This is a genomic window from Providencia sp. CIM-Carb-044 (genome assembly GCF_033901115.1).
Taxonomy (GTDB): domain Bacteria; phylum Pseudomonadota; class Gammaproteobacteria; order Enterobacterales; family Enterobacteriaceae; genus Providencia; species Providencia hangzhouensis.
Window position 1 is genome coordinate 1 of sequence record NZ_JAXADV010000025.1, and the last position, 11,969, is coordinate 11,969.

Below are 11,969 nucleotides of genomic sequence, written 5' to 3' on the forward strand. Positions count from 1 at the left end.
TGCGCCTGTCCCTGGCGGTTCGCAGCCGTCAGATTGAGGCATACCCTAACCTGATGTCAGATGCCATGTGTAAATTGCGTCAGGATAGGATTGAATTTTGAATTTATTGACATATCTCGTTGAAGGTCATAGAGTCTTCCCTGACATTTTGCAGGGAATTCCATGACTGGACAGCGCATTGGGTATATCAGGGTCAGCACCTTCGACCAGAACCCGGAACGGCAACTGGAAGGCGTCAAGGTTGATCGCGCTTTTAGCGACAAGGCATCCGGCAAGGATGTCAAGCGTCCGCAACTGGAAGCGCTGATAAGCTTCGCCCGCACCGGCGACACCGTGGTGGTGCATAGCATGGATCGCCTGGCGCGCAATCTCGATGATTTGCGCCGGATCGTGCAAACGCTGACACAACGCGGCGTGCATATCGAATTCGTCAAGGAACACCTCAGTTTTACTGGCGAAGACTCTCCGATGGCGAACCTGATGCTCTCGGTGATGGGCGCGTTCGCCGAGTTCGAGCGCGCCCTGATCCGCGAGCGTCAGCGCGAGGGTATTGCGCTCGCCAAGCAACGCGGGGCTTACCGTGGCAGGAAGAAATCCCTGTCGTCTGAGCGTATTGCCGAACTGCGCCAACGTGTCGAGGCTGGCGAGCAAAAGACCAAGCTTGCTCGTGAATTCGGAATCAGTCGCGAAACCCTGTATCAATACTTGAGAACGGATCAGTAAATATGCCACGTCGTTCCATCCTGTCCGCCGCCGAGCGGGAAAGCCTGCTGGCGTTGCCGGACTCCAAGGACGACCTGATCCGACATTACACATTCAACGATACCGACCTCTCGATCATCCGACAGCGGCGCGGGCCAGCCAATCGGCTGGGCTTCGCGGTGCAGCTCTGTTACCTGCGCTTTCCCGGCGTCATCCTGGGCGTCGATGAACTACCGTTCCCGCCCTTGTTGAAGCTGGTCGCCGACCAGCTCAAGGTCGGCGTCGAAAGCTGGAACGAGTACGGCCAGCGGGAGCAGACCCGGCGCGAGCACCTGAGCGAGCTGCAAACCGTGTTCGGTTTCCGGCCCTTCACCATGAGCCATTACCGGCAGGCCGTCCAGATGCTGACCGAGCTGGCGATGCAAACCGACAAAGGCATCGTGCTGGCCAGCGCCTTGATCGGGCACCTGCGGCGGCAGTCGGTCATTCTGCCCGCCCTCAACGCCGTCGAGCGGGCGAGTGCCGAGGCGATCACCCGTGCTAACCGGCGCATCTACGACGCCTTGGCCGAACCACTGGCGGACGCGCATCGCCGCCGCCTCGACGATCTGCTCAAGCGCCGGGACAACGGCAAGACGACCTGGTTGGCTTGGTTGCGCCAGTCTCCGGCCAAGCCAAATTCGCGGCATATGCTGGAACACATCGAACGCCTCAAGGCATGGCAGGCACTCGATCTGCCTACCGGCATCGAGCGGCTGGTTCACCAGAACCGCCTGCTCAAGATTGCCCGCGAGGGCGGCCAGATGACACCCGCCGACCTGGCCAAATTCGAGCCGCAACGGCGCTACGCCACTCTCGTGGCGCTGGCCACCGAGGGCATGGCCACCGTCACCGACGAAATCATCGACCTGCACGACCGCATCCTGGGTAAGCTGTTTAACGCTGCCAAGAATAAGCATCAGCAGCAGTTCCAGGCGTCAGGCAAGGCCATCAACGCCAAGGTACGTCTGTACGGGCGCATCGGTCAGGCGCTGATCGACGCCAAGCAATCAGGCCGCGATGCGTTTGCCGCCATCGAGGCCGTCATGTCCTGGGATTCCTTTGCCGAGAGCGTCACCGAGGCGCAGAAGCTCGCGCAACCCGATGACTTCGATTTCCTGCATCGCATCGGCGAGAGCTACGCCACCCTGCGCCGCTATGCACCGGAATTCCTTGCCGTGCTCAAGCTGCGGGCCGCGCCCGCCGCCAAAAACGTGCTTGATGCCATTGAGGTGCTGCGCGGCATGAACACCGACAACGCCCGCAAGCTGCCAGCCGATGCACCGACCGGCTTCATCAAGCCGCGCTGGCAGAAACTGGTGATGACCGACGCCGGCATCGACCGGCGCTACTACGAACTGTGCGCGCTGTCCGAGTTGAAGAACTCCCTGCGCTCGGGCGACATCTGGGTGCAGGGTTCACGCCAGTTCAAGGACTTCGAGGACTACCTGGTACCGCCCGAGAAGTTCACCAGCCTCAAGCAGTCCAGCGAATTGCCGCTGGCCGTGGCCACCGACTGCGAACAATATCTGCATGAGCGGCTGACGCTGCTGGAAGCACAACTTGCCACCGTCAACCGCATGGCGGCAGCCAACGACCTGCCGGATGCCATCATCACCGAGTCGGGCTTGAAGATCACGCCGCTGGATGCGGCGGTGCCCGACACCGCGCAGGCGCTGATAGACCAGACAGCCATGGTCCTGCCGCACGTCAAGATCACCGAACTGCTGCTCGAAGTCGATGAGTGGACGGGCTTCACCCGGCACTTCACGCACTTGAAATCGGGCGATCTGGCCAAGGACAAGAACCTGTTGTTGACCACGATCCTGGCCGACGCGATCAACCTGGGCCTGACCAAGATGGCCGAGTCCTGCCCCGGCACGACCTACGCGAAGCTCGCTTGGCTGCAAGCCTGGCATACCCGCGACGAAACGTACTCGACAGCGTTGGCTGAACTGGTCAACGCTCAGTTTCGGCATCCCTTTGCCGGGCACTGGGGCGATGGCACCACATCATCATCGGACGGACAGAATTTCCGAACCGCTAGCAAGGCAAAGAGCACGGGGCACATCAACCCAAAATATGGCAGCAGCCCAGGACGGACTTTCTACACCCACATCTCCGACCAATACGCGCCATTCCACACCAAGGTGGTCAATGTCGGCCTGCGCGACTCAACCTACGTGCTCGACGGCCTGCTGTACCACGAATCCGACCTGCGGATCGAGGAGCACTACACCGACACGGCGGGCTTCACCGATCACGTCTTCGCCCTGATGCACCTCTTGGGCTTCCGCTTCGCGCCGCGCATCCGCGACCTGGGCGACACCAAGCTCTACATCCCGAAGGGCGATGCCGCCTATGACGCGCTCAAGCCGATGATCGGCGGCACGCTCAACATCAAGCACGTCCGCGCCCATTGGGACGAAATCCTGCGGCTGGCCACCTCGATCAAGCAGGGCACGGTGACGGCCTCGCTGATGCTCAGGAAACTCGGCAGCTACCCGCGCCAGAACGGCTTGGCCGTCGCGCTGCGCGAGTTGGGCCGCATCGAGCGCACGCTGTTCATCCTCGACTGGCTGCAAAGCGTCGAGCTACGCCGCCGCGTGCATGCCGGGCTGAACAAGGGCGAGGCGCGCAATGCGCTGGCCCGTGCCGTGTTCTTCAACCGCCTTGGTGAAATCCGTGACCGCAGTTTCGAGCAGCAGCGCTACCGGGCCAGCGGCCTCAACCTGGTGACGGCGGCCATCGTGCTGTGGAACACGGTCTACCTGGAGCGTGCGGCGCATGCGTTGCGCGGCAATGGTCATGCCGTCGATGACTCGCTATTGCAGTACCTGTCGCCACTCGGCTGGGAGCACATCAACCTGACCGGTGATTACCTATGGCGCAGCAGCGCCAAGATCGGCGCGGGGAAGTTCAGGCCGCTACGGCCTCTGCAACCGGCTTAGCGTGCTTTATTTTCCGTTTTCTGAGACGACCCCTATTATGGCGAAGGTATCATTCAGGAAGCGTTGATGAAGGATTATCTCTGTAAAAAGTTATTCAACCGGCTTTCCGGTACCCTGGTGATCAGAGCGCGCTGCGGCAATAACATTACTGGCCTGGCATGTTGCAATATTCTTTATCCCTCGCCCCGATACAGCGGTCAGCTGCATATTAAAGAGCTGTATGTTTCTCAGTGCGATCGAAATAAGGGCACGGGTAAAGCGATAATGCGCTTTATAGCCCGGCTTGCGCTTGAACAGGAATGCCTTAGCCTTAGCTGGAACGCTGAAAAATCCAACCCCGGCGCTAACCGTTTTTATCAGGCTCTGGGAGGCAGAATAAATGATCATATCGTCAATTATTACCTCCACGGGGAGAGCCTGAGCAAACTGGCCTCAGGCATTTGAGAAGCACACGGTCACACTGCTTCCGGTAGTCAATAAACCGGTAAACCAGCAATAGACATAAGCGGCTATTTAACGACCCTGCCCTGAACCGACGACCGGGTCGAATTTGCTTTCGAATTTCTGCCATTCATCCGCTTATTATCACTTATTCAGGCGTAGCAACCAGGCGTTTAAGGGCACCAATAACTGCCTTAAAAAAATTACGCCCCGCCCTGCCACTCATCGCAGTACTGTTGTAATTCATTAAGCATTCTGCCGACATGGAAGCCATCACAAACGGCATGATGAACCTGAATCGCCAGCGGCATCAGCACCTTGTCGCCTTGCGTATAATATTTGCCCATGGTGAAAACGGGGGCGAAGAAGTTGTCCATATTGGCCACGTTTAAATCAAAACTGGTGAAACTCACCCAGGGATTGGCTGAGACGAAAAACATATTCTCAATAAACCCTTTAGGGAAATAGGCCAGGTTTTCACCGTAACACGCCACATCTTGCGAATATATGTGTAGAAACTGCCGGAAATCGTCGTGGTATTCACTCCAGAGCGATGAAAACGTTTCAGTTTGCTCATGGAAAACGGTGTAACAAGGGTGAACACTATCCCATATCACCAGCTCACCGTCTTTCATTGCCATACGGAATTCCGGATGAGCATTCATCAGGCGGGCAAGAATGTGAATAAAGGCCGGATAAAACTTGTGCTTATTTTTCTTTACGGTCTTTAAAAAGGCCGTAATATCCAGCTGAACGGTCTGGTTATAGGTACATTGAGCAACTGACTGAAATGCCTCAAAATGTTCTTTACGATGCCATTGGGATATATCAACGGTGGTATATCCAGTGATTTTTTTCTCCATTTTAGCTTCCTTAGCTCCTGAAAATCTCGATAACTCAAAAAATACGCCCGGTAGTGATCTTATTTCATTATGGTGAAAGTTGGAACCTCTTACGTGCCGATCAACGTCTCATTTTCGCCAAAAGTTGGCCCAGGGCTTCCCGGTATCAACAGGGACACCAGGATTTATTTATTCTGCGAAGTGATCTTCCGTCACAGGTATTTATTCGGCGCAAAGTGCGTCGGGTGATGCTGCCAACTTACTGATTTAGTGTATGATGGGGTTCTAGGGATTTTCCCCTCTAAAGTAACATAGAACGCTACAGGTATTATATTATATGGTCTGTGGCGGTGGGTTACCTTCCAATATTCTGCCATCTTATATAAACACCATCAATCATATTGGCGTTTATTCATCATGGCAATTAGTAATGAACTCTCGATTCTGACTCAGGCAGAACAACGAGACTTGTATTCAGCACCTCAGTTTTCTATTGAGGAACAACGTTTGTATTTTTCGCTAAACGATGTAGAACAGGCCGAATGCCGTACTATCAGGCTTACTAAACATCGTTGTTATTTCGTGGCGCTTCTGGGCTATTTTAAATCTAAGCCAGTGATCATTGCTCCGAGTTTCCGTGATATCAGTATCGACATGCAGTTTATTGCCTCCCAAATTCAAAGAGGTAAAGGGATCAGGCCTTTCAGTGTCAGTAAAATGCAGCGTGACCGTATTTACTCAAGGATACTGCGTCTACTAAATTACAATAAGTGGAATGAAAAACAGCACCTCAATGCTCTGTGCCACCACCTGGTTTACATTGGTCATGCCTGGCTGGAGCCTCGACACCTCTTTGATGCGGCCATTGAATACCTTGCCAGCCATAACATTGCCATTCCTAAGTACTCCGTGCTTCAAAGACTGATAAGCCGCACAATGCAACAGGTCAGAAAAGACCTGACGCTCCAACTGAATCAACTTACCAGTAATGAACTTAACGTCTTTCTGGACAACATAATCACTACTAAAGACGACGGGCTGAGTCTGAGCCATCTCAGGGGTGGTGCCAAAAGTCTGACCGTGCCTGAGCTTAAAAAAGAGCTCGCCATTTACCACCGGTTAGCACCATGGCACACGCAAATAAATGACGTTGTGGACAGGCTCAATCTGTCGCTAAAAAATCGACAACACTTCAGCGGCCTTATTGATTACTACGGCAGTAAAGTGCGGCGCTTCAAACGCTCACAGCAGCACCTGTGGTTACTGTGTCATCTGACAGAGCGCATGCAACTTGCACTGGAGCGCCTGACGGATGGGTTTGTTTACCATATCCGAAAACAACAGGAAGCCGCCAACGCCTTTGCACAACAAGCAGTGTTCCTGTCCTGGCAGTCAGCTGCGGACAATGTCACGAAAGCGGCAGAGCTACTTCACCTGTTTGTTGACGAGAATATTGATGACAATCAGCCCTTCTCAGTAGTCAGACAACAGGCATTGAAGGTCATGAATGACAGGGATATCCAGACCCTCTGCCTTTACCTGAAAAAACAGAAACGGACCGTGGAAGAGTACCAGTGGCAATATTATGACGAACAACGAAACCTTCTGGAACAGTTGTTAAGACCAGTGTTCCTGTGCCTTGAATGTGAGGCCGGTAAAGGCTCAGAAGCCGTCGTCGCCCAACTTCAAAAGATGCAAACGGAAATCGTATCCGGTGAATCACTGATGACAATGGATACGTCGCTTATCCCCAAAAAGCACCTCCCATGGCTGGTGAAACAGGATAACGTTAATCCGCAACGTTATGAATGGCTGCTCTACCGGCAGTTAACTTCACGACTGAACGGACGTATTTATCTGTCAAATGTCACCAAATACCGGGCACTGGAAGACGACCTGATCCCCCAAACATCGCAGGATGCACTGCTGGCCTCATCAACACTGGACAGACTAAAACAACCTGTTGACGCATTGTTACAGGAGAAACAACATCGACTGGAAAGCGCGCTCAAAGACGTGGCGCGCCATATTGATGAGGGAGATAATCGCAATGTAATCATGAAAAATCGCTCGGGCACCCGCTGGCACCTGCCAACAAAAGGCGCTACATCTCTGGTCAACAATCCCTTCTTTAAGCGAATGCAGCCAGTCGGTATCGCGGATGTCCTGCGGTATGTTGAGCGCGAAACCGGGTTCATGCGAAGCCTGACACATGTGCTGCCAATACAAAAACAGGGAACTACTCATCAGGATGATTTACTGGCCATTCTGATTGCTAACGCCACTCACCGTGGTGTGTATGGTATGGCGCAGATCTCCGACCGCAGTTATGAACACCTGAGTACAGTACAGGCTAACTATATCCGACCTGAAACGCTGCATGATGCCAGCGACGTGATCAATAATGCGGTGGCTTCATTACCCATCTTCCGCCACTACCATATTCAGGAGGACCAGTTGCACGCCAGTGCGGATGGTCAGAAATTCGAAACCCATCTGGAAACGTTTAAAACCCGGTATTCCTCAAAGTACTTCGGTACCAATAAAGGGATCACGGCCATGACTCTGGTGGCCAACCACAGCGCCCTCAATGCTCGGATCATCGGCTCTAACGAGCATGAATCACACTATATTTATGATCTGCTGCAATCAAACAGCAGCGATGTCAAACCAGATGTGCTCTCGACAGATACGCACGGTGTCAATCATGTTAACTTCGCCTTATTGGATCTATGCAGTTACAGCTTTGCACCTCGATACGCGCAGTTCAATAGTGTCATCAACGATCTGTTTGATGTGACTGAAAGTGAACAAGGCAGCACCATACTGGCGCTAAAGAAGCCTATCAGAACGAATGTTATTACAACGGGATGGCAAGATATCAGGCGTATTGTTCTGTCACTTCAGACAAAGCGGACGACACAAGCAATGCTGGTGAGAAAGCTGTCTGGTTACCCTTCTGGACACCCAATATTACAGGCTCTGACGGAGTATAATCGACTGGTTAAAGCGCAATATTTACTTGACTACATCGACGATGCCAGTTTGCGGCAGTATGTGCAACGTGCCCTGAACCGGGGAGAATCATGGCACTTCCTTAGACGAGCCATTGCGTCGGTGAATGGTGATCAGTTCCGTGGCAAAAACGAGTCTGAAATCGCTATCTGGAATGAATGCGCAAGATTGCTTGCCAATGCGCTCATCTACTTCAACTCCGCGATACTGAGTCATCTTCTGGGACACTTTGAAGCGACAGGTGATGAAGAAAAAGCGGCTATCACTCGTGCTGTTTCGCCCGTTGCATGGCAAAATATCAACTTAAGCGGGACGTATAACTTCACCAATACCGGAAAATTGCCTGATATTAGTGAAATTACGAAGCCAATCGTGGATGATTAAGCTTGGAAACGAAAGTAACCCACAGCTGGAGGCTATATAATACAAAGCCTGTAGCATTCTATGTTACTTTAGAGGGGAAAATCCCTAGAACCCCAATATGGAAGAAAACCTTACCTCCTTTGAACACCAATCGCCATAGAGAGGGCGTCGGGCGCAAGACATCGAGAGACGAGGTGGGGCTAATCCACTACGCAATCAGCGATGCAGACTCCTTGATTACATCCCCCCAGGGGGGATATAGTCACCATATGAAAGAAATGCACAAGCACACCAGCCACCCCGATCTCGTGAAGCGGCTCAAGCGCGCCGAGGGTCATCTACGGCACGTCATCGGGATGATCGAAGGAGAAGAAACCTGCCTCGACATCGCCCGCCAGCTCGCGGCGGTGGAGAGCGCCGTCACAGCGGCCAAGCGGGTTCTGATCCATGACCACATCGACCACTGCCTGTCTCATGATGAGGACTCCGTTCTAGCCGAAATGAAGGCGCTGACTAAACTGCTCTGAGGCCTCTCGATGCTCTCTGTCCTAAAGAACCGCACCTACCGCCACTTGTTCACCGCTCAGGTGATCGCGCTCGTTGGCACGGGCCTGATGACAGTGGCGCTTGGCTTGCTTGCTTACGAGCTGGCCGGGGCGGATGCAGGTGCGGTGCTCGGGACGGCGCTGGCCATCAAGATGCTGGCCTATGTGGGGGTCGCGCCGGTCGCACAGGCCTTCGCCGACTGGCTCCCGCGACGGTTATTGCTCGTAGCGCTGGACCTGATACGAGCGGCCGTCGCGATCTGTTTGCCCTTCGTCACCGAAGTCTGGCAGATCTATCTGCTGATCTTTATCCTGCAAGCGGCATCCGCCGGCTTCACGCCGACTTTCCAGGCCACTATCCCAGACATCCTTCCCGATGAAGAGGAATACACCAAGGCGCTGTCGCTGTCCCGGCTGGCCTATGACCTGGAAAGTTTGATTTCCCCGATACTGGCGGCCGCGCTATTAACCGTCATCAGCTTCCACAATTTATTCACGGGAGCGGTGCTCGGTTTCCTCGTTTCAGCCGCGCTCGTGGTCAGCGTGCGGTTGCCCACAACTGCTCCCGGACCGCGCCGCGGCATTTGGGATCGCACGACGCGCGGCACATGCATCTACCTCGCTACGCCACGCCTGCGGGGCCTGCTGGCGATCAGCTTGGCCGTCTCGGCGGCGGGCGCCATGGTGATAGTGAACACGGTGGTTCTCGTGAAGGCGCGCTTCGGCCTGGGCGAGGTCGAAGTTGCGTGGGCGCTGGCGGCATTCGGAGGCGGGTCGATGCTGGCAGCCTTTGTCCTGCCATCTCTGTTGGAAAAGGTGACCGACCGAGCCGCGATGCTCACCGGCGCTACCGTACTGGTCGTGGGCACGGGAATTGGCGCACTGCTGCCGAGCTATGCGTTGTTGCTGCCGCTGTGGTTGGTCATCGGCTTTGGCTACAGCCTGGCGCAAACGCCATCCGGCCGTCTTCTGCGCCGCTCGGCCCATGCCGAGGACCGCCCCGCGATCTTCGCGGCGCACTTCGCGCTGTCGCACGCCTGTTGGCTCATCTGCTACCCACTGGCCGGCCGCTTCGGCGCGGTCATGGGCTTACCATCGACCTTCATTGTCATGTCTCTGATCGGCTTGGCCGGCGTGGTGCTGGCGCTCTGGCTGTGGCCGGCCAGCGACCCTTCTGACGTGGTGCATGACCACCCCAGCTTGCCGCCGGATCACCCTCATTTACGCACACACGCAGACCGAGGCAAGCACCATCACCAGCTGATTGTGGATGACCTGCACCGTATCTGGCCGAAAGGATAGGCACATTTTCTCGTTGCGGCACCACAACGTATGGCTTCGGCGGCTGGGAAGGGTGAGCGAAAATACTTCACATGAACATGTATTCATGTGTTATATTTTCACCATAGTCAAACACTCAACCAGCAGAGGCGCCCATGTCCCAATCCCATGCACATGACCATGGTCACGACCATGATCACGACCACACCCCCACAGTGACCAGCGCCAACGAGCGCAAGGTTCTGGTTTCCTTCTTCCTGATCTTCGGCTTCATGCTCGTGGAAGCTGTCGGCGGCGTGCTGTCGGGCTCGCTAGCCCTACTTGCCGATGCTGGCCACATGCTGACCGACGCCGTGGCACTTGCCCTGGCTTACGCTGCCTTCCGATTCGGTCGCCGCGCAGCCGACAGCAAACGCACATTCGGTTACCTGCGCTTCGAGGTCATCGCCGGCTTCCTGAACGCCGTGACCCTGTTCGCGATCGTCGCATGGATCGCCTACGAGGCGTGGGAGCGGCTGCAGGCGCCGCCCGTCATCCTCGCCGGCCCGATGATGATCGTCGCCGTGCTCGGCTTACTGATCAACGTCCTCGTGCTGTGGATCATGACCCGCGGCGAAACCGATCACGTCAATGTGAAAGGTGCCATTCTCCACGTGATGGGTGACCTGCTGGGCTCTGTCGGCGCCATCGTTGCAGCGATCGTCATCTATTTCACCGGCTGGACGCCGATCGACCCCATTCTGTCGGTCTTGGTGGCAGCGTTGATTCTGCGCAGCGCCTGGAAGCTCCTGGCCAAGTCGATCCATATCCTGCTGGAAGGCGCGCCAGAGGATGCTTCGCCGGAAAAGGTGGAACAAGGCCTGATGAGCACTGTACCCGGCCTGGCAGCTGTCAGCCACGTTCATGTGTGGCAACTCACTTCCGGTCGCACGATGGCCACACTGCACGTTCGACCCAATGTGGACGAGGAGGCGCGAGCCGTGGTCAAGCGCGTCGAGGTGGTGCTTCGAGAGCAATTCAGCATCGAACACGCCACAGTCGGAATCGACTGGAACTCGGAGGCTGACGAGAACATCTGCAGCCTGCAACCCACGACAGACCGTCAGGACCACAGCGGCCATGGCCACAGTGAGCACAATCATGACCATGACCACTCCGCTCCTGGTCACAAGCATTGAGGCCGTGCGAGCCGGCTCGCAGTTCACTTGAGGGTTTGAATCCATGACATCACGCAAAACCACCAGCTCCGCTATTGCTCACTGTTCGACCTCCAGCCACGGCGCGACCACTGATGTCCTCGCACTGTCGCAAAGTGACGTCGCTGTTCTGGCCGAGACCTTCCGCCTGCTGGGCGACCAATCGCGATTGAAAATCCTGTTGCAGTGCATGCGCGGATCCGTCGCAGTGGGCGACATTGCCGATTCGCTAGACCTGTCGCAATCCTTGGTCAGCCATCACCTGCGCCTGTTGCGCGGCGCGCGCCTCGTGCGCGGCGAGCGCCAGGCCAAGCACATCTTCTACGGCATCGCCGACCAGCACGTCAGCCAGGTACTGCAGGACATGGCGGTTCACATTTCGGAGGACAGAAACGACGATTGACTGAACGTGTGAGTGCGCGCCGGCCTACTCCTTCAAGGGGTAGGCTTTTTTTTGGCTATCAATCTAGAGAAACACCGACGCGCCTTGCTGAATGCCTAGAAGACTCCACAAGCAAAAGGGGTTCTAGGGATTTTCCGTCCAAAAACGACAAAGTGCTCTGGAGGCCGCGCCGTCCGTGGCCTCCAGAGGGG

At 55.4% G+C, this 11,969-nt stretch carries 9 protein-coding genes; 8 read left to right on the forward strand and 1 reads right to left on the reverse strand.

Going from position 1 to position 11,969, the window contains the following annotated elements:
- The first annotated feature begins 162 nt into the window (after positions 1-162).
- From SJ312_RS22495 to SJ312_RS22505, 3 genes are all read left to right on the forward strand, one after another.
- On the forward strand, positions 163-723 hold the full coding sequence (locus tag SJ312_RS22495; RefSeq protein WP_000147567.1) for a recombinase family protein: 561 nt from the start codon (positions 163-165) through the stop codon (positions 721-723).
- Positions 724-725: 2 nt separating this feature from the next.
- Complete coding sequence (locus tag SJ312_RS22500) at positions 726-3,692, forward strand: Tn3-like element TnAs3 family transposase (protein ID WP_001138064.1); 2,967 nt, start codon at positions 726-728, stop codon at positions 3,690-3,692.
- 66 nt (positions 3,693-3,758) lie between these two features.
- Positions 3,759-4,136, forward strand: coding sequence for a GNAT family N-acetyltransferase (locus SJ312_RS22505; RefSeq protein WP_000656305.1), 378 nt, complete (start codon positions 3,759-3,761; stop codon positions 4,134-4,136).
- Positions 4,137-4,336: 200 nt separating this feature from the next.
- Here SJ312_RS22505 and SJ312_RS22510 read toward each other — a convergent pair whose 3' ends face one another.
- Positions 4,337-4,996 carry a type A-1 chloramphenicol O-acetyltransferase gene (locus SJ312_RS22510; protein WP_000412211.1) on the reverse strand — a complete coding sequence of 220 codons (660 nt, stop codon included), beginning with the start codon at positions 4,994-4,996 and terminating at the stop codon, positions 4,337-4,339.
- A gap of 396 nt (positions 4,997-5,392) precedes the next feature.
- Here SJ312_RS22510 and SJ312_RS22515 point away from each other — a divergent pair, with 396 nt between their 5' ends.
- The 5 genes from SJ312_RS22515 (at position 5,393) to SJ312_RS22535 (ending at position 11,778) form a co-directional block, all read left to right on the forward strand.
- Positions 5,393-8,374 (forward strand): Tn3 family transposase, encoded by a 2,982-nt coding sequence (locus SJ312_RS22515; RefSeq protein ID WP_319868371.1) that lies wholly within the window; start codon positions 5,393-5,395, stop codon positions 8,372-8,374.
- Positions 8,375-8,622: 248 nt separating this feature from the next.
- Complete coding sequence (locus SJ312_RS22520) at positions 8,623-8,880, forward strand: metal-sensing transcriptional repressor (RefSeq protein WP_039016764.1); 258 nt, start codon at positions 8,623-8,625, stop codon at positions 8,878-8,880.
- A gap of 9 nt (positions 8,881-8,889) precedes the next feature.
- Positions 8,890-10,200 carry an MFS transporter gene (locus SJ312_RS22525; RefSeq protein WP_086068405.1) on the forward strand — a complete coding sequence of 437 codons (1,311 nt, stop codon included), beginning with the start codon at positions 8,890-8,892 and terminating at the stop codon, positions 10,198-10,200.
- Between the two features lie 134 nt (positions 10,201-10,334).
- Entirely contained in the window at positions 10,335-11,357 is a 1,023-nt protein-coding gene (locus SJ312_RS22530) for a cation diffusion facilitator family transporter (protein WP_000083351.1), read from the forward strand.
- A 43-nt stretch (positions 11,358-11,400) separates the two neighbouring features.
- A complete protein-coding gene (locus SJ312_RS22535; protein ID WP_000203935.1) occupies positions 11,401-11,778 on the forward strand; it encodes an ArsR/SmtB family transcription factor in 378 nt (125 codons plus the stop codon).
- The last annotated feature ends 191 nt before the right edge of the window (positions 11,779-11,969 follow it).